Source organism: Burkholderia sp. MSh2, assembly GCF_000731655.1.
Classification (GTDB): domain Bacteria; phylum Pseudomonadota; class Gammaproteobacteria; order Burkholderiales; family Burkholderiaceae; genus Burkholderia; species Burkholderia paludis.
On record NZ_JPGM01000009.1, the window covers coordinates 1 to 23876 of the forward strand.

Annotated in this window: 23 protein-coding genes and 1 pseudogene; 11 read left to right on the forward strand and 13 right to left on the reverse strand. The window is 63.5% G+C overall.

The genetic code is table 11. The annotated features are described in order from the left end of the window. Positions 1-631 precede the first annotated feature (631 nt). The gene (locus tag GQ57_RS07330; RefSeq protein ID WP_052001127.1) at positions 632-1000 is read left to right on the forward strand and encodes a hypothetical protein; all 369 of its coding nucleotides are present in this window, start codon (positions 632-634) and stop codon (positions 998-1000) included. A 690-nt stretch (positions 1001-1690) separates the two neighbouring features. Here the strand turns inward: GQ57_RS07330 and GQ57_RS07335 are convergent. Then, complete coding sequence (locus GQ57_RS07335; RefSeq protein ID WP_034197579.1) at positions 1691-2464, reverse strand: arylamine N-acetyltransferase family protein; 774 nt, start codon at positions 2462-2464, stop codon at positions 1691-1693. A gap of 113 nt (positions 2465-2577) precedes the next feature. Between GQ57_RS07335 and GQ57_RS07340 the strand changes: the two genes are divergently transcribed. Further along, positions 2578-4053, forward strand: a complete 1476-nt coding sequence (locus GQ57_RS07340; protein ID WP_034197580.1) for an aminotransferase-like domain-containing protein — start codon at positions 2578-2580, stop codon at positions 4051-4053. A gap of 229 nt (positions 4054-4282) precedes the next feature. After that, a complete protein-coding gene (locus tag GQ57_RS07345) occupies positions 4283-5269 on the forward strand; it encodes a dienelactone hydrolase family protein (protein ID WP_160257506.1) in 987 nt (328 codons plus the stop codon). A 232-nt stretch (positions 5270-5501) separates the two neighbouring features. On the opposite strand, the gene GQ57_RS07350 is transcribed toward GQ57_RS07345, so the two are convergent. Beyond that, positions 5502-6614 (reverse strand): serine hydrolase domain-containing protein, encoded by a 1113-nt coding sequence (locus GQ57_RS07350; protein WP_235215036.1) that lies wholly within the window; start codon positions 6612-6614, stop codon positions 5502-5504. Positions 6615-6782: 168 nt separating this feature from the next. Between GQ57_RS07350 and GQ57_RS43620 the strand changes: the two are divergent. Next, positions 6783-6914 (forward strand): annotated as a pseudogene (locus tag GQ57_RS43620) (ATP-dependent protease); the annotation flags it as partial. Between the two features lie 112 nt (positions 6915-7026). Here the strand turns inward: GQ57_RS43620 and GQ57_RS43000 are convergent. Beyond that, positions 7027-7170, reverse strand: a complete 144-nt coding sequence (locus tag GQ57_RS43000) for a hypothetical protein (protein ID WP_160257507.1) — start codon at positions 7168-7170, stop codon at positions 7027-7029. 181 nt (positions 7171-7351) lie between these two features. Between GQ57_RS43000 and GQ57_RS43005 the strand changes: the two genes are divergently transcribed. Further along, entirely contained in the window at positions 7352-7741 is a 390-nt protein-coding gene (locus GQ57_RS43005) for a HEAT repeat domain-containing protein (protein ID WP_034197505.1), read from the forward strand. Positions 7742-7981: 240 nt separating this feature from the next. Here GQ57_RS43005 and GQ57_RS07365 read toward each other — a convergent pair whose 3' ends face one another. Both GQ57_RS07365 and GQ57_RS44130 read right to left on the reverse strand, forming a co-directional pair. Then, positions 7982-8488, reverse strand: a complete 507-nt coding sequence (locus GQ57_RS07365; RefSeq protein WP_034197506.1) for a surface-adhesin E family protein — start codon at positions 8486-8488, stop codon at positions 7982-7984. A 304-nt stretch (positions 8489-8792) separates the two neighbouring features. Then, a complete protein-coding gene (locus GQ57_RS44130; RefSeq protein WP_268810869.1) occupies positions 8793-8915 on the reverse strand; it encodes a hypothetical protein in 123 nt (40 codons plus the stop codon). A gap of 375 nt (positions 8916-9290) precedes the next feature. Between GQ57_RS44130 and GQ57_RS07370 the strand changes: the two genes are divergently transcribed. After that, positions 9291-10610 (forward strand): MFS transporter, encoded by a 1320-nt coding sequence (locus GQ57_RS07370; RefSeq protein ID WP_031398166.1) that lies wholly within the window; start codon positions 9291-9293, stop codon positions 10608-10610. A 56-nt stretch (positions 10611-10666) separates the two neighbouring features. On the opposite strand, the gene GQ57_RS07375 is transcribed toward GQ57_RS07370, so the two are convergent. Further along, the gene (locus GQ57_RS07375; protein ID WP_031398165.1) at positions 10667-11554 is read right to left on the reverse strand and encodes a LysR family transcriptional regulator; all 888 of its coding nucleotides are present in this window, start codon (positions 11552-11554) and stop codon (positions 10667-10669) included. Here GQ57_RS07375 and GQ57_RS07380 point away from each other — a divergent pair. Continuing rightward, on the forward strand, positions 11553-12878 hold the full coding sequence (locus GQ57_RS07380) for an alpha-hydroxy acid oxidase (RefSeq protein WP_161788555.1): 1326 nt from the start codon (positions 11553-11555) through the stop codon (positions 12876-12878). The two genes, GQ57_RS07375 and GQ57_RS07380, sit on opposite strands and share 2 nt — an antisense overlap. Positions 12879-13142: 264 nt before the next feature. Here the strand turns inward: GQ57_RS07380 and GQ57_RS41425 are convergent, their stop codons facing one another. From GQ57_RS41425 to GQ57_RS43295, 5 genes are all read right to left on the reverse strand, one after another. After that, positions 13143-13925: an energy transducer TonB gene (locus GQ57_RS41425; RefSeq protein WP_081896611.1), complete on the reverse strand. Its 783-nt coding sequence runs from the start codon at positions 13923-13925 to the stop codon at positions 13143-13145. Further along, entirely contained in the window at positions 13846-14244 is a 399-nt protein-coding gene (locus GQ57_RS07390) for an ExbD/TolR family protein (protein ID WP_034197508.1), read from the reverse strand. The genes GQ57_RS41425 and GQ57_RS07390 overlap by 80 nt, the downstream gene beginning before the upstream one ends. Then, positions 14241-14834, reverse strand: coding sequence for a MotA/TolQ/ExbB proton channel family protein (locus GQ57_RS07395; RefSeq protein ID WP_034197509.1), 594 nt, complete (start codon positions 14832-14834; stop codon positions 14241-14243). The genes GQ57_RS07390 and GQ57_RS07395 overlap by 4 nt, the downstream gene beginning before the upstream one ends. A 32-nt stretch (positions 14835-14866) precedes the next feature. After that, complete coding sequence (locus GQ57_RS07400) at positions 14867-17224, reverse strand: TonB-dependent receptor (RefSeq protein ID WP_034197510.1); 2358 nt, start codon at positions 17222-17224, stop codon at positions 14867-14869. 287 nt (positions 17225-17511) lie between these two features. After that, complete coding sequence (locus GQ57_RS43295) at positions 17512-18039, reverse strand: hypothetical protein (RefSeq protein ID WP_174923297.1); 528 nt, start codon at positions 18037-18039, stop codon at positions 17512-17514. 181 nt (positions 18040-18220) lie between these two features. On the opposite strand from GQ57_RS43295, the gene GQ57_RS07410 reads away from it, so the two are divergent. Both GQ57_RS07410 and GQ57_RS07415 read left to right on the forward strand, forming a co-directional pair. After that, a complete protein-coding gene (locus GQ57_RS07410; protein ID WP_031398158.1) occupies positions 18221-18694 on the forward strand; it encodes a cupin domain-containing protein in 474 nt (157 codons plus the stop codon). Between the two features lie 143 nt (positions 18695-18837). Further along, positions 18838-19245 (forward strand): hypothetical protein, encoded by a 408-nt coding sequence (locus GQ57_RS07415; protein WP_152601688.1) that lies wholly within the window; start codon positions 18838-18840, stop codon positions 19243-19245. Between the two features lie 284 nt (positions 19246-19529). On the opposite strand, the gene GQ57_RS07425 is transcribed toward GQ57_RS07415, so the two are convergent. After that, positions 19530-19952, reverse strand: coding sequence for a hypothetical protein (locus tag GQ57_RS07425; protein WP_034197512.1), 423 nt, complete (start codon positions 19950-19952; stop codon positions 19530-19532). A gap of 703 nt (positions 19953-20655) precedes the next feature. Next, entirely contained in the window at positions 20656-21555 is a 900-nt protein-coding gene (locus GQ57_RS07430; RefSeq protein WP_034197513.1) for a LysR substrate-binding domain-containing protein, read from the reverse strand. Positions 21556-21694: 139 nt separating this feature from the next. Here GQ57_RS07430 and GQ57_RS07435 point away from each other — a divergent pair, with 139 nt between their 5' ends. Both GQ57_RS07435 and GQ57_RS07440 read left to right on the forward strand, forming a co-directional pair. After that, positions 21695-22720 carry an ABC transporter substrate-binding protein gene (locus GQ57_RS07435; protein WP_052001139.1) on the forward strand — a complete coding sequence of 342 codons (1026 nt, stop codon included), beginning with the start codon at positions 21695-21697 and terminating at the stop codon, positions 22718-22720. An 85-nt stretch (positions 22721-22805) separates the two neighbouring features. Continuing rightward, entirely contained in the window at positions 22806-23870 is a 1065-nt protein-coding gene (locus GQ57_RS07440) for an ABC transporter ATP-binding protein (protein WP_034197514.1), read from the forward strand. Positions 23871-23876 lie beyond the last annotated feature (6 nt).

Consider the following 23876-nt stretch of genomic DNA (forward strand, 5'->3'; position numbering starts at 1 on the left):
CTCAACGGCCGACCTCGTCAAACCCTCGGCTGGGATACGCCGGAGGAGGCAATGGCCAAGGAGCTGGAAATCAATGGACTTGCTAATCGTTGCACTTGATTTTTGAGACTGCCGTCTATCTATTTCTTACGAGCGGAGAGTCGATCAGTTCTTCAGGGAACCTTTTGGCGGCGTCGGACATTGAACGACTCAGGTCGAAATACGCTCACGAACTTCACCGTGGCGACCAGTCTGTCTGGCACCAGTCTTCGGATACACTACCCTATCCGAACCAGTGCTTGCCAAGCGACGGAACATTGCCGGCATCGTGACGGGAACCCATCATTCTGCGTACTCGATCAAGCTACGTTCGATTTGGCCAATGCGATAAATGCGGGGATCTCCATCTTGTCGCTTGCGAAGGCCGTGGAGTCTTTGCGCTCGGGGCGACGATGCGTTGCCGGCCGTTCCCAATGATGGAGCGCGGTAGCCATGTCATTTACTCTGCCATTCGTCGAATCTGCAGCGCTCGTTGAGCGCTTCAGTGCGGCGGCTCCGGGGAATGGCGGAAGACCGCTGAACCTGAATCGTTGAAAATCGGTGACGCGGAAAGTAGCGATCAATCTCGCAATTCAGACAAAGGGAACCTGGTGTGAGCTACGACTTGGGCTTCTTCACATACAGAGACGGCCAGACACTTCATGATGTCCGAACGGCATATCATGAGGCATGCGCTGGCGACTTGACCAACGAGGGCGTCACCGATGCCACGCTCGAGAGCTTCGTTGCTGCATTAGAGCGGCAGTATCCACAGCTTTCCGCACTGCAAGACGATCAACTGGATGACAGCCCATGGTCATGTGACTTCGACCTTGGAACTCACCATCTTGTAATCAGTATGACTTTCAGCAAAGCCGCGGAGGTGGGTGCTTTCATTCACCGCTTGCTAAGAGACCATTCGCTGGTAGTCTACGATCCGCAGTCGGATAGTGCATTCGTCGAGAATCAACCGTTGGTTTGAACTGATCCCCGGCGCCAGGAAAAGCGTCCGACGCAGCCGTCCGACATCATGGGACGTCTCGCACGATCCAGCTTTCAGGTCTGATTCCGAACTCCGACTCGGCTTCCCGTCTCGCAACCGCGGCATTTTCGTACCAGTGGTCGCCTTCGATTGACCCGCTCTCGTAGGCAAAATAGCGAATTAGCAAAACGCCCAACCCGCATCCCTCGATTTCGACTGCATCGAGATACGGGGAGTCAGCACAGCTGACTCGCGCAAAGTAGATGCGTCTTTGATCGTCGGGATTGAGCGCTTCCATCACAAGGGATATCAATACTGGTGTCCTGCAGGATATATGCTGCGTGGCAAGGCCTGCGCCTGACTATTACGCAGACGGTGCCCAAGACCCTGGGCGCGGTCGGCATTACCCACTGGTGCCCCTGACGGGGTGTCCTTCCCCACGCAGCGAAGACAGTATATCAACCTGGCGAAGCTGGCTGAATGGTTGGCTCGCACGGAACGAACGATCCGATTCGTTGCGCGTGATCGTCCGCTAACCAGTAAGCCAAGAGGCTCCTCCGGGTCGGCTGCGGTCTGCCACATCGGGCGGCAATCGGCCATGAAGAAACACACGGCATACCAAGTCGAACGACCGCTAGTCGCCCCCTCTCCCCACATCGGCTATCGACGCGCACGAACCACACGTGCCGCTCAATGACTCGCCAACGCAAGGCCGAACTCTCGCGACAAAATCGATCGACGGTCTTCCGTCGAAATCACGCGTTGCTCGGTTTGTCCGTTTCGGACGGTTTTCAAGGTGTCGCCGATCAGGACTTTTCGACCGCTCTCATTGTGGAGAATCACCAACATCTTTTGCACGAAGATCGCATCAGGGTGGGTCGAATTCATATAGTTGGCGGGAGCAAAATCGATCCACTCCTGCGGAGACAGGTCGAACGCGTATTGATTCGCCCATTGTCCGTCGACCAGCGCCTTCAGCAGATAATCCCGCTCGCTTATCTTGCTCAGCATGAACGTGTCGGCGTCCTGCCTGACTTCCACGTCGATTGCGTCGAGTCGAAGTGGAGCACGGATCCCATAGCTGCCGAAGCCGAGATCGCACAGCCAGCTTTCCCCATTCAAGGTCAGCACGATGGCCATATGGGTCCTGGGTCGTTTGACCGCATAGAACATCGGTCTTGCCGCGACGAACTGGTAGGTCAGCCCAAGCGCTTGCAGAGCCATCGCGAATATCCCGTTCACCTCGTAGCAGTACCCGCCCCGGTTTCGCTGAAGAATTTTCTCGACGATGTCTTCGGGAACGAGGGAGACAATCTTCTTGTCCTGCACGTCCAGATTCTCGAACGGGACAGAGAACAACTGCCGTCTCATCATTTCGGCGACGGTGGCGATATCGGCCCTCGACGAGGGTGCAAATCCGATCCGCTCGAAATATTGTTGCAGCGTGAAATTCTCGGCCTTCATGTCGTGGTGCCTCCGCAAAAAGAGCATTCATCGTGGCACGCCGACTGGCAACGGCCTATGCACAACACCGACGAATCTGTTACATAACAGATTTGCCTGAGTGGATGGTCACAATGCACGCTACAGAGTCCGCGTTACCTCGCTACCGGCAGCTCGCAAACAGCTTGTTGGACGGAATCGCGCAGGCCGGGCTCAAGGCCGGGAACCGGTTGCCGTCGGTCCGAATGCTCGCGGTGCAGCATGGTGTGAGTCTCACGACGGCGTTACAGGCGTTGCGCTGGCTGGAGACGCAAGGGAAGATCTATGCCCGCCCGCGTTCTGGCTATTTCGTGGCGCGGTCGGCCGCACGCCCGGCAGCGGGCAGGCGGAACACGTGGACCGCTCCTCAGCCGGAGCTGGATGCGCAAGCCAGGGATCATCTCGCCATGGTCGGTTCACCGTGCAGCGTCCAGCTCGACCTCGCGGCGGGCGAGCCGTCTCTCTACCCAATCGACCGGTTTAGCGTCCTGCTCCGGCGTTTCGCCTATCAACAAAACACCCTTGTCGGCTCCTATGTTCGGGGCACGGGTCATCCGGATCTTCGGCGCGAGATAGTCCGCCAGGCGATGCAGTACCCCTGTGACCTCGACCCGGAAGAAGTGGTGGTGACCAACGGATGTACCGAAGCGCTCAATCTTGCGCTCAGGGCGGTAACGCGTCCCGGCGACGTCGTGGCCGTCGAGTCGCCGACGTATTTCGTGCTCTTGCAAATGTTGCGGTCGCTGGAGTTGACCGCACTGCCGGTGCGTTGTCTGCCGAATACCGGCATGGATCTCGGCATGCTGGAAGAGGCGCTCGATCGGGCACCGGTCAAAGCGGTGGTCACCATCGCCAACGCCAACAATCCCGTAGGCAGCGTTGCATCCGACTCCGCCAAGCGTGCGCTCGTCAAACTGCTCAAGGACCGGAACGTTCCCCTGATCGAGGACGACATCTTCGGCGATGTCTGCTTTGGCGAAACCCGGCCACGGCCGGTACGCGCCTTCGACAGCAACGGCAACGTTCTTCTTTGCGGGGGATTCTCGAAAAGCCTGAGTCCGGGATTACGTTTGGGCTGGATCGCGGCAGGTCGATTCACCGAACGGGTAAAGGCGCTGAAGTACGCGACCAGCATGGCGACCGCCGAGCTGCAACAGGTCGCCGTTGCCGAAATGCTCGCGGGCGGCGGCTACGCGCTGCACCTCAGGCGGCTCAAGAAAGCGCTTCAGGATCAGCAAGCGCGTCTTCGCGACACGATTATGCGCAGCTTTCCGGCTGGCACTGAAGTGAGCCGCCCGGCCGGGGGGTTTGTGCTCTGGGTCCGGCTCCCGCAGATCGATGGAAACAGCGTCAGCACGCGGCCGCTGTTCGAACAGGCGCGCCGGGAAGGGATCGGGATCGCGCCCGGACATCTGTTTGGCGAGGGAACCGCTTATGACGATTGCCTTCGCGTGAATGCCGGCTATCGATGGACTAGCGAACTCGGGACGGCGATCGAGCGTCTTGGCACGCTCGCGAAGGCTGCCCGCCCTTCGGACATCGTGATCGACACATCTCGCGCCCGAGGCTGACGGTCGACCGTCTCGCCCCAACGGTGTGAATGAATCGCTCCGGGCCGGACGCCGGCTGGCTCGCGGTGGACCGGCCATTCATTCCGCATCGACAGGTTGAATCCGCCGTCAAAATGTGCCGTTCGACAACCGGTCCTGGATTGGCGACAATCCAGGACGCGTCGCTTCGAAACTAGGGAATGCGCCAACAATGTATCCAGGGATTGTTCGTCACATCACTCGAAGCCTGTTGCTGGCTATCGCCGCGAGCGCGATAGCGGCGTGCAGTTCACCGGCCACGATTGGCCCGCCGATCACGAACTCGCTTGGCGACGGTCGTAGCGGAATCGTGACGTTCGAATCGGTGACTCCCAGGAGCACCGGGGAATTTCTCTCGCATTCCGCCAGCAGCGAAAAGGCCGTCATCTCCGGGGAGTTGAGCATACCCGGCAATGGGCCGCACATCGTACCCGCGGTCATCATCCTGCATGGCAGTAGCGGCGTGAATCGGGGTGAACGGGTTTGGGCTCAGCGCATGAACGCCCTGGGCTATGCCAGCTTCGTCGTGGACAGTTTTACCGGGCGCGGTATCAGGAACACTGAAAAGGATCAGACGCAGCTTTCGATGACCGCCGATATCGCCGATGCCTACGCCGCCTTGCGTTTGCTGGCGACCGATCCTCGTATCGACAAGGAGCGGATCACGGTCATGGGCTTTTCGCGCGGCGGCGTGGCGGCGCTCTATTCATCGCTCGAGCCCTTCCGCCTGGCTGCGACTCAAGGCGATCTGCGGTTTGCTGCTCACGTCGCTTTCTATCCGTCCTGTGGCATCTCTTACGACGCGGCGCATCTGGACGGCTCTCCCGTCCTGATGCTTGTTGGCGGTAAGGACAACTATACGCCGGCAGGCCCTTGTATTGCCTATGCAGCAACGCTCCGTTCGAAAGGCGCGCAGGTCACGCTGAAAGAGTATCCGGATGCCTGGCATGGTTTCGACCGACCCACGCCGTTGCATTCAGTACCACTCGCGACGAGCGCGCGAGAATGCCACGGCTCCTATGATCTCGATCGCCGGAAGTTCACAATGGTTCGGGATGGCCAGACGCTATCCGGCGCCGCCGCCACCGCTGAGTCGAAGCGCTGCCTGACCACGGGCGTCACCCTGGGCGGCGACCCGGAGGCACAGGCGCAATCGCCTGCTGAAGTCGCGGCTTTCCTCAAAGCGGTACTCAAATAGGCGCAAGGCCGCTCAGGATGGCGTGCGGCCTGCCACATCGAGCGGTAGCCGCTCATCACGCGTCACTCGCGACAACCCGTCGAACCGCCGCTTCCGGGCGTGACGACAAAAGCGTCTGTAGCCAGAGCCACGCCGGCCGAAAATGAAACCGGCTGAGACATGCGAACGACGACAACGCCGGGGGCGGCAATCCATCCGGAGGCATCCTTGCCAGTACGGACACCCCGCCCCCTTACGGCGTCATGTCGGCCCCCGTCGGGACCGCCCCGACCATCGGATCGTCCCCTGCGTTTGCAACATTCGCGGCGCGTAGAACCAGCCACATCAAGTGGCCCATTTGTCGCTCGACAACCTTGCCCTTGGCAGTCTGATGAACCACGACCAGATCATTCGCCGGGTCGACCACGACATACTGTCCGTTGTGACCATCTGCCCAGAAGCCGCCTGGCGACAAGTTCATTACGCGGACTCGCCGATCCGGGAAACCGGTCCACCACATATAGCCGTACCCGGAGTGGAGATACGTTTCGGACCAGGCGGTCGTGCTCTCCTGGACCCATGACGCAGGTACCACCGGCGTATCGCGCCACCGCCCGGACCGCAAGAAAAGTAACCCGAATCGAGCCAAGTCGCGCGCAGTCATGCGGAACGGGTAGGCCGGATGCATCGAATCGGCGCCCCGGATATAGCGCCCGTCGCCGGGCCTGTAGTCCTGCATGCCGAGCGGCGTCGCGATACGTTGCTGGAAGCTGTCGAAGATCGAGGTGCCGGTGGCACGCTCGTAAATCGTGCCCAGCACGTTGAAATCCCAATTGTTGTAGTACCAGAAGGTGCCCGGTGCGTGGCTACCCCTGGCCGGCCGCCTTCGCTTTTCGCCTTCGGTCTCGTAGAGGGCGAGGTGATATACGCCGGATCGCGCCTGCAACAGTTGCCGGACAGTCGCTTGCTTTTCGGCATCCGTTAATCCCGGGGGATTGTCGTCGATCCCCAGCGACGCGAGCGTTGCGTCGAGCGTGATCTTTCCTTCCTTGACGGCAATGCCGATCAGCGCGCCAAGCAGGCTCTTGCGCATCGAGTGCAACTCGAGCCTGCGGTCGATATCGCCCCAGCTATCGATCACCACGCCATTCTGAACGACCATGAAGCTCGCGGTGCCAATGCTTGCGGAATAGCGCCTCGCCTCCGACATCAGTTCCGGATTCCAGCCCGCCTGCCCGGGCGTCGTCTGACTCCACTCAACTCCCGGCCAGGTTGGGCTGTCAGGCAATGAAGCGGCAAATAGAGGTGAGTAGCGTACCAGCCAACAGGCGGCCGGTAAGCTCAGGATCGCGCGGCGGCTCAACAAGATGAAATCCTCCGAAGCAGGAAGCGGGTAACCGGCCTGATGCACTGCGGCAAAACGAAGCCCTCCGTATCGTCTCTTGCGACCATCGGGCGTCCCGGCATATTCTGCGCCTGACACCTTCTTCGCTCACAACGACATGAGCCTCAGGAGCGTTGACCGAATATCAGCGCGGACGATGCCGCGTATGACGCCTTGCTCGCGCAGGCTCAGGCATCTCCGCAATACGCGCAGCTCGTCGATGCGGTTCACCGGGAAACCGTGAAATACTCCGGCGTGACCGACGATCACCTGCAGTGCATTAGCCGGGTATTTTGAGTCGGTCGTCAACTGGCGCACGAAAAAAACACATCCAGCCAGCGATTGGCATATCTCCGTCAACCCGATGCCCGGGGCTTCGAGGGGCGTGCTCCACTCAGTTGTAGATCAATGGCTTTTCCAGACCCACTGCTCGCCTGAACTCGGCGAGCGTCGAACATGGGGCCGCAAGAATGTCGTATCGTTTATGGTGGATGAAATCCTTGAAGCGCTTGGCGAACTGTCCGTCGATGAAGTGCATTCCTGTCCGCCGTTCCGGTATGAGTGCACGTGGCAGGATGTTGCTCTGTCATGCACACACGGACGCTGGCTTTTGCACTTCGGAATCAGCAACTAGCAGGTAAGAACAAGCGGCCGCGGAACGCAAGCGTTGGCTTTCGGACAGGCTACGGCGAGAGGCCGGGACTTCAAACCATTCATACATGACGATGACCCACACCAAAGACGTTGCCGCCTTGTGTTCCCGTTTGGACTCAATGACGGAAGGCAAAGCACGGGTCGTTGTGCTGATTGAACTGCTTGGGCGCAGTGGACACGAGCGGCACGAGGACATCGTGTTCGAGCTCGGTCTGATCGGTGATCCTGCCGCCGTAAGCGCAGTGGAGAAAGCGGCCGGAGAACCGTTTCCCTATCTCGAGGAGTGGGGCAATCTCCGCGAGTTCCAACGGAAGTGCGCGTACACACTTGCCCGCATCGGAACTGTCGAATCCCGGGCAGCGTTGGAACGGATGACCGGGCACGCTGACCCAAACCTGCGCGAGTATGGACAGGAGGGCTTGGCGCGCTGGCCTTTACCCTTCAAAGCTCGCTGACCGTCCGGTTTCGGGGAGCCCTTTTCCAGCCTCCTCGGACTCTTTCGGGTGGCGGATTCATCCGGCCACCCTGTCGATTTCGATTCCCGACGGAACAGGATGATGACGGCCGGCAAATTGGAATCGCGCAACGTCGGAAGCGCCTGCAACACACAGCGATAGATCGCCGGGAACATCGACGGAAACTCGAGGATAGCGAGACGAGCCGACGCGCTCTCCGGCCGCCATGACATTGCGGAATCACTGATGTGGCCGGGAAGCCTGCCCGCCCCGCATGAACCGTTTCGCCATTCCCTCGACAACCGCCTGATCGGCGAGGCTGGTCATCGTGGTCGCCGACTCCGACTGCTTTCCGTCTTCGCACACCACGTGCCCCAGTTGCTCCTGCATTGAACCGGCCTGATCGGGCAACTGTGCCGGCGGCTTCAACGGGCCACTGAAGACGACATCGCCATCGATGCCTGAATAGACGAAGTAGTCGATCGTCCAGTCCAGAGAGGCGCAGTCGATAACGCCATGCGTGGTCGTCTGCTGGTAGGTTTGTTTGGCGTATGCCTGACGATCCCTGAAAAGCATTCGCGTCCAGAGTCCGATCTTGCCGTCGGACAAATGACGGATGCTGCTTTTGTCATAGAGCAACGCATGCTCGGCGCCATCGGTCTGCCCCACGATGCGCCAATCCGCCTCGGCATGGACCTGTATCGAAGCGAGCATGGCAACCGTCAGAATGGCAATTTTCTTGTTCAATATATCCGTCCCGGAATGCGTTGATTCGATCAGGGCTGCCGGCAGCGACGAACCCGTTCGACTACCGCTGCACGCGCGTCACGGCAAATCCTGAAGTCCGTCGGCGCGAGGCGATCGCGGCAAAGCGCCTCGACCTGAGCTTTGCCCGGCGAGGCGTGGAAACCCGTGCATCATTGAAGTGGCGATGACACGCGCCGCAGTGGCCCGCGGCACTCACGAGATCGCGAAAAGCCGCGTGGCGGCCCGAGTGTACCAGCGGCGCACACGGGCTCGGGCGAGATTCACGTCCGCCCGTCGCACGCGCTCAATGCGCGAAGCTGATCGGCATGCCGTCGTGCGGATGCGCGACCGCGCCCATCGGATTACCGTAGATCGCACAGAGCATGTCGGCGCGCATCGGTTCGGCGAACGGGCCATGCGCGAGCATGGCTGCCGCTCTTGGGCGCGATGGGTTCGTCGCAGAAGCGGCTCGCCATGTTGATGTCGTGCGGCACCACCACCACGCCGATATGGCGCTCTGCGCTCAGCCGCTTCGACCGATAGCGGCACGGTCGGGCCGCGCACCATCCCGCTCCGCCGCAAGGTGCGTTGAAACAGCACCGATGAGACCGGTTTCCCGCCGCGCCGGCAATGCGTCGGCGCCCGACCAGCCGACGTTTCCATAAAGCGAACAGGATCCTTGTCATTAATTCGCTTTCTACGACGCGACGCCTCTTCTAACCTTGCCGAACCCGATCGCGAGCGGCCGACCCACGGCCAGCGCTCGCGCGGATAACGAGCACAATCGAAACGGAGACATTACGTGTCGCGCGTCAGCCCTCTTGCAACGGCCACGGATTCCCGGCCGACCGGAACCTTCGCGAACCTGCGGTCCATCTTCAGCGGATCGGTAGGCAATCTCATCGAGTATTACGACTGGTACGTCTATTCGGCGTTTTCGCTGTACTTCGCGAAAGCGTTCTTTCCGAACGGCAACCAGACCGCGCAGTTGCTGAACACGGCGGCCATCTTCGCGGTCGGCTTCATCATGCGCCCCATCGGCGGCTGGCTCGTCGGCATGTACGCCGATCGCAAGGGCCGCAAGGCCGCGCTGCTCGTATCGGTGCTGGCGATGTGCGCCGGCTCGCTGATCATCGGCCTGACGCCCGGCTACGACACGATCGGGATCGCCGCACCGGTCCTGCTGATCGTCGCGCGCCTGCTGCAAGGGCTCAGCCTCGGCGGCGAATACGCCAGCTCGGCCACCTATCTGAGCGAGATGGCCGACCCGTCCAGCCGCGGCTTCTATTCGAGCTTCCTGTTCGCGACGCTGTCGCTCGGCCAGTTGTTCGCGATGGGCGTGCTGGTGGTGCTGCAGCAGTGCTTCATGACCACCGCGCAGCTCGAAAGCTGGGGCTGGCGGGTGCCGTTCCTGCTCGGCTCGCTGCTGGCCTGCAGCGCGATCTTCCTGCGCAGCAACATGAAGGAAACGGAATCGTTCGAGCAGCATCGCCAGAGCAAGCGCCGTCACGCGTCGATCGCCGACCTGTTCCGCCACAAGCGCGAATGCGTGATCGTGGCCGGCCTGACGCTCGGCGGCACCGTCGCGTTCTACGCCTATACGACGTACATGCAGAAATTCCTCGTCAACAGCGCGGGGATGAGCAAGGCGGATGCGTCGATGGTCTCCGTGATCAGCCTGCTGGCGTTCGTCGTGATGCAGCCGATCTTCGGCAGCCTGTCCGACCGCATCGGCCGCCGTCCGCTGCTGATCGCGTTCGGCGTGCTCGGCACGCTCTGCACCGTGCCGATCTTCCAGGAACTCCGCGGGGTCCGGAGCACCGGCAGCGCGCTCGCGCTGATCGTCGTCGCGCTGCTGATCGTCAGCCTGTATTCGTCGGTCAGCGCGGTCGCGAAGGCCGAATTGTTTCCGGTCGGCGTGCGTGCGCTCGGCGTGGGCCTGCCTTATGCGATCACCGTCTCGCTGTTCGGCGGCACGGCCGAATATGTCGCGCTGTGGATGAAGAGCATCGGGCACGAAGCGTGGTTCTTCTACTACGTGTCGGCGTGCGTGCTCGTGTCGCTGGTCTGCTATCTGTGGATGCCCGATCCCAAGCGCGTGTCGCGCATCGACGAAGCGTGAGCATGGCGTCCGCTCCCGCCGCCGCCCCGCCCTGACACGGGGCGACGCCCATCCCGTCAGCGGAAATCCGCGTACTGGCGCACCAGCGACAGCATCGACGGAATCAGGCCGCGCACGTCGCCGCGCCGCCACTGGAACGCATAGGGAAGCGGCGTCAGCGGCGGTTCGCTCGTCAACTGCACGAGATCGCCGCCGAAACGCGCGCCGGCCCAGTCGACCGGCAGGAAGCCGATGCCGACGCCTTCGCGCAACATGCCGGCCACCGCGCTCCAGTTGTTGCAGGCGATCCGGCGCGGATGGTTGAGGCCGCTCGCGAGCAGCCAGTCGTCGAGAATGCGCGTCACGCCCGACCCGGACGGCAACAGCACGAGCGCATGACGGGCGACGAGCGCCGGCGTCAGCACCCGCTCGTCGCCGACCAGCGCCTCGGCCGCCATCCACGCGAACCGCGTTTCGGCCACCGGCTGCGACAGCACGCTGCTGCGCGACGAACGGCCCGCGATCACCGCGAAGTCCAGTTCGCCCGCATCCACTTTCTCCTCAAGCGCCGCGCCGACGTCGACGTACGGCTCCAGCGCCAGTTTCGGATGCAGTTTCTGCACGGCCGCGACGAAACGCGGCAGCCACGTCAGCGCCGACAGCTCGCCGACGCCGAACCGCAACCGGCCGCTCAATCCTTCGTCCTTCGCCACCGAATCCTGCAACGCCGCGACCGACTCGAGCACCCGCACGACCGCGGGCAGCAGCGCTTCGCCGTCGTCGGTCAGCACGGCGCGATGGCCGCTGCGATCGAACAGCGTGCGCTCGACAACCTGCTCGAGTTCGTTGATGCGCTTGGACAGCGATGAAACCGACAGATGCAGCCGCTGCGCCGCGGTCGAGAAGTTTGCGCAGGTCGCCGCCCAGTAGAAGGCGTCGAGTTGCTTGAGGGTCGGGGTCGCCATGGTTCTTCGCTTTTATCGAACAAATTCCTTGGAAGATTATCGCTTTTTATGGCGCTCGCGCCTGCATAAAATTCCCGCACCGATTCGAAACAAGGCTGTCGACATGAACTCATCCGCGTCATCCATTCCCGGGAAAAACGACACCGCGGCCGCGACGCGCAAGCCGCCGCGCGTGCTGCGCAAGATGCTGAGCCTGCACGATTTCGAAGCCGGGGCGCGCCGGGTGCTGCCGCGCCCGATCTTCGGCTACGTGAACGGCGCGGCGGAAGACAACCGCACGCGCGACGACAATCGCGCCGTGTTCGACGAATACGGTTTCGTGACGCGCGTGCTGCGCAACGTGTCGCAGCGGCAGCAGACGGTCGAGCTGTTCGGCCGGCGCTATGCATCGCCGTTCGGCATCGCGCCGATGGGCATCCATGCGCTGTCGGCCTATCGCGGCGACGTCGTGCTCGCGCGTGCCGCACGCCACGCGGGGATCGCGTCGATCATGAGCGGCTCGTCGCTGATTCCGCTGGAAGACGTCGCCGCCGCCGCACCGGGCACCTGGTTCCAGGCGTATCTGCCCGGCGACGACGCGCGCATCTCCGCATTGCTCGAACGCGTCGCACGCGCCGGCTACCGGACGCTGGTGATCACGGTCGACATCCCGGTGTCCGCGAATCGCGAGAACAACGTGCGCACCGGCTTCACCACGCCGCTGCGCCCCGGGCCGCGCCTGTTCTGGGACGGCATCACGCGGCCGCGCTGGCTGGCGGGCACCTTCGCGCGCACGTTGCTGACGCACGGCATGCCGCACTTCGAAAACTCCTTCGCCACGCGCGGCGCGCCGATCCTGTCGTCCAGCGTGTTGCGGGATTTCTCCGCGCGCGATCACCTCGACTGGCAGCACCTGGAGCGGATTCGCCGGATGTGGCAAGGCGAGCTGGTCATCAAGGGCATTCTCAGCGTCGACGATGCCGTGATCGCGCGCGACGTGGGCGCCGACGCGATCATCCTGTCCAATCACGGCGGCCGCCAGCTGGACGGCGCGGTCTCGCCGATGCGCATCCTGCCTGACGTGGTCGGCGCACTCGGCGCCGACTATCCGGTCATGATCGACAGCGGCTTTCGCCGCGGATCGGACGTGCTGAAAGCGGTGGCGATGGGCGCACGCATGGTGTTCGTCGGCCGGCCGTTCAACTACGCGGCCGCGGTGGCCGGCGAGGCCGGCGTGCTGCATGCGATCGGCCTGCTGCGCGACGAAGTCGACCGGAACATGGCGATGCTGGGCGTGGATCGCTGCAGTGGCCTGACGCCCGATGTGCTGATCCGGAACACGTGAGCGGCGATGTCCTGCCCTGCGCCGGAAAGCAGGATTGCGCTCGTCGGTGCATGCGCTTCCCGCCTTACCTCAGGCGTCATCGTTCGAGCCGTTGCGAATCGCCGGCTGGCTTGCTGCGCGAGGTCCGGGTGCCGCGCCGCATGTGAGCGGCGTCCACTCATGGATCGACGTGCTCGTTAAGACAACGGGCTGAGGCAACGCCGGTGCGTCGGGACGATCGCAAAGACCATCGCGCTCGCCTCGGGCGCGGCGACTCCACCGTGCTCAATCCACGTTGAAATGAACGCGTACGTCCTGCCGGCTCTCGACAGGACGACCGTCATCGGTCGCCGGAAAGAAGCGCCAGCGGCGCAGTGTCTCCAGCAGGATCTGATTGAGCCGGGGAATAGGCGTCGGCTTCACCAGGTCGATATCGAACGTGCCGTCCGCGTGAACGAGGAAGCGCGCGACCGCGACCGCCTGATAGCCCTCTTCGCGAAGATCGTCGGGCAGCACGGGCAGCGGTTGCGACAGCAGGCGGGCCTGGGCGCTGCCCGACCCGGAAGGATGCGCGGCCGCCGACCCCGCATGCGCGCCCGACGCCGCCCTCACCTCGTCGGGTGCCGGATGCGCCGCTTGCGATTGCGTCGGCGCGACCGGCTGACGGACCGGTTGCGCGTCATGCGGTTGCGCCGCCGTGCGCCCCTTCGCCGGTGCCGCAGGCCGCACCGTCGGCATCGCCCGACGTACCGGGGCCGGCTTCGGCGCAACGCTGTGCACTGGCGCAGGCGGAGCCGCTCGCACGGGTGCAGGCATTTCGACCCACTGCATCTGGAGCGTCTCCGGCGCGTGCGGCATCGGGCCGTCGCCCCGGAACAGCCGCATCGCGTCGACGAGGAACGCGCTCCAGAGTGCGGCGGCACACACGACCGCCACCGCGAACCTGCGCATGGGTCGCTGCGGCCCGGCGTACAGTGGCGAGCCGCGTCTAGTCACGATGGACCGCGACGAGAAAATGCTCGGCCCCGGCCCGCTTCGCTTCAAGCATCGCCTGGACGACGACGCCATGCGCCGCGCCGTCGTCCGCCGCGATGACGACGTCGCGATGGTGTCCGAGCCCATGCGCGACGGCGTCGCCGACGCGCGCGAGCGGCACCGGCTGCCGATCGACGAAGATCTGGTTCGCCCGGTTCACCGCCAGCGTCACGGGCCGGTCCGCCTGCAACTGCCGTGCACGCCCGCGCGGCAGGTCGATGCCGACCGCATCGAGGTGCTGCATCGCGAGCGACGTCAGCATGAACGTCGCGAGCAGGAAGAACATGACGTCGATCATCGGGATGATCTCGATGCGGCCGCGTTTCGACGCGCGCGAGCGACGCAGTTTCATGACGCCGCTCCGGCCCGCTCGCGCGCCAGGCGCAGTTCGGCGAGCCGTTCGTTCGCGAGCGCTTCGAGCTCGTCCATCAGCCCGTCGACGCGACGCGAGAAATAATTGAACGCAAACAACGCGGCCAGCGCAATCACGAGGCCGATCGCGGTCGCGACGAGCGCCTGCGCGACGCCGCCGGACACGCCCGCGGGGCTCACGAGCCCGTCGCCGCCGATCAGCCGGAACGACCGCATCATGCCGACGATCGTGCCGAGCAATCCGAGCAACGGCGCGGCGGTGACGATCGTCTCGAGCAGCCACAGGCCGCGGCTCATGTCGCGCTCGATCTGCTGCGCGGCCGCCTCGACCTTCGCCTCGACGTGCCATAGCGGCGCGTCGCCGTCGTCGAGGATCGCGGCGAGCCGCTGCACCGCATGCCCGCCCGGCAGGTCATGCGACGTGGCGCCCCGCCCGCCCCTGCCGAAGCGCCAGAACACGTACGCACGATCCAGCATGATCGCGAGCGCGACGATCGCAAGCACGCTCAACGGATAGACGACCCAGCCGCCGACGCGCAACGCATCGGCGAAACCTTCCCATTCATTCATCGTGTGTCCTTTCCCGCGCCGGCAACCGGCGGTCAGAAGTGTTTCGACAATCCCGCATAGATCGCGCGCCGCGGGCCGAACTGCGGTGCGCCGACGCCGATCCCCGAGCCGTCGCGCAATTCGTAGACGCGGCCGAACGTGTTGACGACCGACACGCGCGCGTCGAACCGGCCGACGATCGGCTCGTCGAAGCGCTCGACCACGCCGAGATTGACCTGCGTGTACCACGGCAGGCGGTCGGTGTTCGCGAAGCCCCGCCGCAAGCCGCTGCCGACGATGCCGTCGGCGCTGAACGTCGTCCTGCCGAGCGTGTACGCGCCGCCGAACGACGCGGTGATGCGCTGGTCGTGATCGAGGTAGACCCAGTTGTTCGCGATGTACGCGAGTTCGCCGGGCGTGAAGTTGAACTGCGCGGATTCGATGTTCCTGCCCTGCGCGCGGCTGTACGCGACGTTCAGGTATGCGGATACGTCGGCATGCCTGTAGCTCGACGTGAACTCGAGGCCGTACACGCGCCCGTCCTGATAGTTGAACGGCGTGAAGATCAGCGCGTTGCCGAACTGGCCTTCGTCGAGCAGGTCGGACACCTTCTTGTAGTACGCGTCGAGCCCGACCGTCACCGAGGGCGTGAGCCGCTGCGTGATGCCGATGTCGAAATAGTGACTGCGTTCGGGCTTGACCGGATCGTTCTGCGCGCTCGGACTCTGGTTCGTCGTCCCCGCGAAATTGCCGATCGTCGAATCGGATACGAGCTCGAACGCCGGCGGCGTGAAATAGCGCGCATAGCCCGCGTGCAGCACGGTCGACCCGGTCGCCTGATAGACGACGCCGATGCGCGGGCTCAACTGGCCGGCCTGCACGTACTCGTCCATGCGGTCGTAGCGCAGCCCGTAGTTCAGCGTCAGCTTCGGCGTGATCTTCCACTCGTCCTGCGCGTAGAGGCTGAACAGGTAGCCGGACTGGTCGTGCGAATCCGGAATCGTGGTCGGCACGTCCGATAGCTGGTTGCCGTTCGCATCGACGGGAAAGACCGTGACATCGTCGTCGAACACCGCATGCTCGCGCTCGAACATCAGGCCCGCGCGCAACGTGTGGCGATCGTTCAGGCGATACGTGAAGTCGGTCTGCACGCCGTTCGCGCGATTGCTGTGGAAATCGTCGGATGCGACGCCGTTGAAGATCAGGTCGCCCACCGGATCGGCGTTGAATTTCGTGCGCGTGTAGCGCGTGAACAGCGCGACCTGGTAATCGAGGGCGCCGCCGTTCGTACCCTGCAGCGCAAGCACCGCGAAGTTGTTCAGTTCCGCCTGCGTCTCGTCGAGCGCGGCGGAATCGAATGTCGACTGGCCGGCCAGCGTGTATGCCGGCGCGATGCCCGGCGTGTTCGGGATCTCGAATCGATTGCTCGTCGTGCCGAACATCACGCTTGCCCGCGTGAGCGGATTCAGCAGCAACGACATGTAGCCGAACGCGTTGCCCTGCCGCGTGTGGTCGTGCAGCGGATTGCCGTTCGAGGTCGGGGCTTCTATGCCGAGGTTGTTCTCGCCGAGCGTGCCCGAGAAGTAGTAGCTGAACGGGCCGTTCGAGCCGAATACGTCCGCGCTCGTCTGGAGTGTCTGATGGCTGCCCCCGTAGACGTCGATCGTGCCGCCGTTGCCGGTGTCGCCCGATTTCGTGCGGATGTCGACCACACCGGCCGTGCGGTAGCCATATTGCGCGGGTAGCGCGCCGGTCACGAGATTCATCTGCTCGATGATGCGCGAGTCGAGCGACTGGCCGAAGCCGCTGATCGGCTCGGGGATGATGATGCCGTTCAGCCGGTATTGCAGGTTCGCGTGATCGCCGCGTACGTGGAGCTGGCCGAACGAATCGTAGGCAACGCCCGGTGCCTGCAGCAGCACCTGGTTGAGCGGCGTGTTGTCGCCTTGCGGCAACGTGTCGATATCGGCCTGCGAGAACCGGTAGACGCTCGCGCCGGTCTCGGGCTGCAGCCCGTTGCGCGCACGATCGAGCCGTTTCGCGCTGACGGTGACCTCCATCACGTCGGCGCCGCCGAGCCTGACGTCCAGCGCCTCGGGCGCTTGCCCTTCGGCAACCGTTGCGATGCGCGTGTCCGTCGCATAACCGCGCACATCGACCACCGCCGCGTACGTGCCGGGGGCAAGGTGCTCGATCCGGAAGCGGCCGTCGGCGCCCGACTCGGCGCGCGCCACCGCGTGGCCGCCGGCATCCTGAAGCACGATCCGGGCGCCGGCGAGCGCATGGCCGTGGGTATCCGCCACGGTGCCGGCCAGCGTCGCGCCGGCGTCGGCGGCGAATGCACCACCATGACCGGCCGCGGCAAATGCCAGCATGGCGACCTGTGAAAGCAGCGAACGATTGATTTTCATTGTGCGGTTTGGGGTGGAGATCGCGTGTTCTCGCAGAAGCGCATCCAAAAATGCCGCCTCACCGCAATTGATATGATATAACATATCACTTACAGTGCACTCTTTGCCGTCGACGGCAAGGCTGCTGCCGGCACGAGCACGCGGAATGACGGCGCATCGCGCCGGATTCGAGATGATATAACATTGCATTTCTCGTGCACAACCGCCCTGTCGATGGCCGGGAAATGGGCGTCGATCGCGCGTGCGCGCGTCGTCGAAATCCCCGTTTTGCGTGTACTAGACTGTCCTCACGGGCTGGCACCCTGCAGATCGAGGAGATACGCATGAGCACGTGCAACGAACCCCATCATGCCCACCACGACCATCAGCATGGTCCGGGCTGCGGTCACACCGCCATCCGGCATGGCGACCACGTCGACTACCTGCACGACGGCCATCTGCACCATCCGCACGGCGATCACATCGACGAACACAGGATCGAGGTCAGCGCGCAAAACCCGGACCGGTGTACGCCGGGCTGCGGTGGCCACGAGGCAGGTCACGTCCATGGGCCCGGTTGCGGGCACGAAGCGGTACCGCATGGCGATCACGTCGACTATCTGGTCGACGGACACCTTCATCATCCGCATGGCGATCATTGCGACGATCACGGGCCGGTGGAAGTGGCCTGACGGCGTTTTCAACCCGCCGGCGACAGGCCGCGCAGTCCGTGCGATGCGCACAGTGAAGCGGGCAGGCGCGTGAGTTCGCGCGCCGACGCTGTTTAACCGGCACAGCGCGATCGCGCCATCCGCCCGCATCTCGACCCAACACAACCACGCGACACTCGGTCTGACGCGAGAATCGTCGGCGATCGCAGACGCAACCCAAGGCGCTCGAAGCAACCGCGGTACACGGTCAATTTGAAAACAGGTTGATTATTCGAATCAATATTGACGGTTCCCGCGTGAATTTACACAATTTCTCATGGCCATCTTGATGGAATGAGGATTGCGAATGGATCAGCCCAAAGCCTGCATGGTCGCCGCCGATGCGACACCGCGCACCAAGCCCTCAAACTACCCGGAGCCGTTCGCGTCGCGCATGAAGGGACGGCAGAAGCAACCGCTCGGCGATCCGTTCGGCTTGAGCCAGTTTGGTGTGAACCTGACGACATTGAGCCCCGGCGCGGTGTCTGCCCTCCACCATCGGCACTCGAAGCAGGACGAGTGGGTGTATGTCCTCAGCGGCGAGGTCACGCTCCATGTCGGGGAGGAAAGCTATCTGATGCGGCCTGGCATGTGCGCGGGGTTTCACGCGAACGGCATGCCGCACCACCTGCAAAACAACTCGACAGGCGATGCCACGATCATCGAGGTCGGCAGTCGGGTATCTGGCGACGCCGTGAGCTATGCAGCGGACGATCTCGTTGCCGTGATGGGCTCAAACGGGCAGTGGGTCTTCGAGCACAAGAACGGCGAATCCTATTGATCCCGATGCCTGCTTCCGGGGAGTTGCGCGTCCCGAACGGATGCCCAGTATGTGAGTCGGGATGCCGGACAATTGCGCCAGCCACAATGGATATTCGATAATCCACTTGATAAGCGCCCCCGTTTTCGAACAGGAGATCGTCCGTGTCCATGCAGCACATTGCGTCGCTTCCATTCGCGTTCGCGAGCAGCGGCTATTTCGGTGCCGCGGGCACGCTTTTCTTCTACGCGCTGGTCGCCGCCGGTCTTGTCACGACACTGTTCAAAATCGCCAACTTTGCGGGTGTGGGAACGCAGACCGGAACGGCCAGCGTCATGACAAAGCGCGTCGTGCCGGCTCATTGGGCATGGCGACCCACCGGACAGTCTCCGATCGGCGCCTATATCGAAGAGCACGAAATCCTGGATTTGATTATCAAAGACAGGAAGCTGACGTATCGACCGATTCCGTGGATCATGGAGCGCACCACGGCAAATACGACGGAGCCGATTCAGTTCAAGGTCGGTCGATTCAACGGCGCCATCCAGGTCACCAAATTCAAATACCTCTAGTATGGTCCGGCAGGACGCTCCGCCTCAACGATCGTGCCTGCACCGCGCGGGGCGGTAGCCGGCCTGGAAGGCGCATTGGACTCGGCCAACAAAAGCGCCGAAAACAACCCCTTCGACATGACAGGCACCTGCAAGTGTCGCTCGCCGATGCGACCTTGCCCGAGGATGTCGATGACGCCGGCCAATCTGGCCCGGTCTTGCATCGGGCACGCGAGTCAACAGCCGGACGTCCGCCATCGGCGGCAGCGCCGACTGGCCGAAACCGGCGATGAACTCAACCGGCCTTACTGCCATTCTCCGAGATGACAGATCACCCAACCCGGATGGTAGCTATCCATGTCCGTGTGCCCCCAGCACCAGCCGTGCTGGTGAATGGCCTTCATCACCTGTTCGCGCCGCGCGCACGCGCTTCCCGGCGCGTATTGTCCGTCAGGCAGTAGTTGCGGCGCCGGGCCGTTCCGGCATTTGTCGTCGGCCATTTCTTCCTGATGCATCAATGCCTGGACGGCCGGTGGAATGGTGCGGGCCAACGTGGCCTTGTATTCGATGCAGGCTGGCGCCTTGGGGTCGTTGGACTTGCCGGCACACTTGGACTGGAGTTTGTCGATGTTTCTCGACACTTCCGGCGGGTACGTCTCGGCGTGCGCCGTGGCCATACATCCGGCCAGCAACAGGCAGGCGGCAGCAAGAGATCTGATCAAAATCATTTCGCGTAAGACACAATGCGTCCGGTAGCTCAGGAACCGGCGAATTATGGCATGTGCACGTTTTCTGCGATCCGGCGTGCCGGCCGGATCGCCGAGCCCCGGCTGGACGCGACATGCACGGACATCTCATGCCGGCAGCATCCCGGTCCTTGTTGCAGGCGACGCCCCTACGATCCCGGCCTTGAGCTTCTCCTCGACATTCATCTTGCGCAGCCAGGCGTTCGCGGCTCCAGCGCCTTCATCGGCACGATCGGATCGACAAGACGTCCATGCTGCCGCACGTCGAGCGCCGCTCGCAAGACTGGCGCCCTCCCTTTTCAATCGGGTTGACGGCCGAGGAACGGACCAAAGCACCGGGCCAGCCTCGATCGATCCGGGATCAACGCGCAGCGACCGAACGCTTGTCGGTTCGGAGACTCATGCTGGCGAGCATCAGCAAAGCGGGAGCCAATTTATCAAATCCGACAGGCCGGTAGCGGCAGATCCTGAAATCCAACGGTGCGTCATGGAAACCTGAGCCGCAGCGGAACGACGTCGGCAAGCGCAATGGTCGGCGGATTGCCATGCGACGCGGAAGAAGCCGCTTTGGCCGCACGGGTTTGCCGGCGGCCCGAACCTGATTGCCAGACGCTCACTGTCCGGCCAGCCCAATGAAGCATTCACGCCCCCCGTCTGGCGCCGCCCCACCCCCGCCCGCCTTCGCTCAGATACGCCGCTCGCGCATCCGATCGTTGACCCTCTCGCGCACGAACGCCAGGAAAGCGGACGCAAGACGCGAAGGCGGCTGCCGGTCGGACGTGACGATGCCGTATTCGAACGGGATCGCCGGCACGAAGTCATGCACCGAGACTTCGTCGGTCATGTAATCGGTGGAAACCGGATCGATGATCGACACGCCGGCGCCGCGCGCGACAAACGTCGCGATCGCGGCCGACAACTGACACTCGGCGCTCATCACCCGCTCGATCCGCTGCGCGGCGAAGATTTCGTCGATGATGCGGCGCGTATCCAGCTCGCGCGGAAACGAGATGAACTTCTCGCCCGCCAGGTCTTCAGGTGTGATGACCCCTTTGCTGGCAAGCCGGTGCCCTTTGGGCACGATGCATTTCATGTCGGCCTTGAACAGCGCCTCGAGCCTCACGCCCGGCTGCCACGTCGTGTACGTCACGAGGCCGATGTCGCACTGCTCGCTCGCCACGAGTTCGCCGACCAGCCTCGTCCCGTAGATGAGCAGCGACACGGCCACGCCTTCGTGTTCCCGCGTGAAATCGGTAATCCACTCCGGCAGCAGGTTCAAGGCCAGCGCCGGCGCCGCCGCGATGTTCAGCGATCCCCGGGTGAGGGAACGGATCTGCTGCGCCGCCTGGGCAATCCGCTCGACGCCGACAAACGAGCGCTCCACTTCCTGGTAGAGCAGCAACGCGTCCGCGGTGGGGAAAAGCCGGCCTTTCTCGCGCGTGAACAGGCTGAAGCCGATTTCCGACTCCAGATCGAGGATCAGGCGCGTCACGGCCGGCTGCGTGATGTGCAGCATCTCGGCAGCCCGCGTAATCGACTGCCGCAGGATCACCGCCCGGAACGCTTCCAGCTGACGGCTCTTCATCTCCTACCCCATAACATTCATGCATTCATCGCCATGAATTACTGATTTGACGGCATGGTTCTGGCAAACAAAACTACAAGTAACCCGGATCGCACCGGGTGAATCGCAGCATAACATTTCAATATGGATGGAGACTCTGATGCGCAAATGTATCGTCCCGATTCTGCTCGCCGGCGCTTTCGCCGCGCAGGCCCATGCCGAAACGACGCTCTACGTCGGCGCCTTCGGCGGATCCTTCGAACAACTGCTGCGGGAAAAGATCATCCCGCCGTTCGAGAAAGCAAACAACGTCAAGGTGGTGGTCGTCCCCGGCGACTCGACCACGACCATGGCGCGCCTTCAGGCGCAAAAGGGCAAGGAAAGCCTCGATGTCGTGTTTCTCGACGACGGCCCGATGTACCAGGCGATCCAGCTCGGTTTCTGCGACACGCTGACCGACGCCCCCGTCTACCGGAACCTCTACGACGTCGCCCGCTTCAAGAGCAACAAGGCCGTGACGATCGGGATGAACGCCACCGGCCTCGTCTACAACGAGCGGCTGTTCGCGGCGAAGGGATGGGCGCCGCCGACCTCGTGGCGCGATCTTGCCGACCCGCGCTACAAGGGCAAGGTCGTGTTTCCGAACATCAGCAACGGCTACGGCCTGCAGGCCCTCATCGTGCTCGCCCGCCTGAACGGCGGCAGCGAGCAGAACATCCAGCCCGGCTTCGACAAGATGACGTCCTCGATCGCGCCGAACGTGCTGTCGTTCGATCCGTCGCCCGGGAAAATCTCCGAGCTGTTCCAGACGGACAGCATCGCGCTTGCCGCATGGGGTGACGGCCGCACGCAGGCGCTGCGCAACCAGGGCGTGCCGGTCAAGTTCGTGGCGCCGAAGGAAGGCGCGGTGGTTCTGGGTCTGAGCATGTGCCCGGTCAAGCACGACGCACCGAACGAACTCGCGCAGAAGTTCGTGCAGTTCTCGCTGTCGCCGGCCATCCAGGCGATGTACGCGGAAGAAGAAGGCGTCGCGCCGGCCAACAAGCTGACCCATCTGCCCCCGGCGGTAGCCGCGCGCGTCTCCACGCCGGATGCCGTCGCGAAGATGCTCAAGGTCGACTGGGACGTGGTCAACGACAAGCGCGCCGCCTGGACCCAGGAATGGAACCGCAACGTGGAGCGTTGAGCCGCGGCAGGCACCTGAAGGCGGCAGGCGACGCCGCCAGGTGCCCTTTCCCGGTCGCCGGTGTATTTCGAAGGTCTAAAGAGTCATGAGCTATTTACGGATCGAACGCCTGAACAAGCGGTACGGCGAGACTGTCGTGGTCGACGGCCTGAGCATCGACGTCGCGCGCGGCGAGTTCGTCTCGCTGCTTGGGCCCTCGGGCTGCGGCAAGACGACGACGCTGCAGATGATCGCCGGCTTCGTCGAACCGACGGCGGGCGACATTATCCTCGAGGGCCGCTCGCTGGTCGGCGTGCCGCCTGCCAAGCGCGGCCTCGGCATCGTGTTCCAGAGCTACGCGCTGTTTGCCCACATGACGGTCGCGGAGAACGTCGAGTTCGGCCTGCAGATGCGGCGCGTCGACCGCGCCGCGCGCAAGCGCCAGAGCCTCGCCGCGCTCGACCTCGTTCAGCTGGGCCGCCACGCATCGAAGTACCCGCGTGAACTGTCGGGCGGCCAGCGCCAGCGCGTCGCGCTCGCACGTGCGCTCGTCATCGAGCCGCCGTTGCTGTTGCTCGACGAGCCGCTCTCCAACCTCGACGCGAAACTGCGTCACGACATGCAGGCCGAACTGCGCGCCATCCAGCGGAAGGTCGGCACGACGACCGTCATGGTCACGCACGATCAGGCGGAAGCGCTGGCCATCAGCGATCGCGTCGCGCTGCTCAATCAGGGGACGGTGGTCCGCTTCGATACGCCGACCGGCGTCTACGACGACCCCGGCAGCTTCTTCGCGGCCGACTTCATCGGTCGCGCCAACGTGCTGCGCGGCCAGGTCGCCTACGACGGCACGCAGCACGTGCTCAAGGTGGGGCCGGCGAGCCTGCCGCTCGATGCGCCGCACCCGTGCGGCGAGCATGCATTCTCGTTGCGTCCCGAGCGCATCGCGCTGGTCGAGAGCGGCACGGGCCACGTCGACGGGCAGGTCAGCGCGTGCGCGTTTCAAGGCAACTGCTGGTCGGTCAACGTCAGCACCGGGATCGGCGAGCTGCAGGTCCAGCTGGCGAACAGCGGCAACGCAGTGGCACAGGTCGGCGATGCGGTCGGCCTCTACTGGCAAGACACGGCACTGCGCCCGCTCGCGTCGCCTGCCGCGGAGGGCCCGCGATGAGCACTT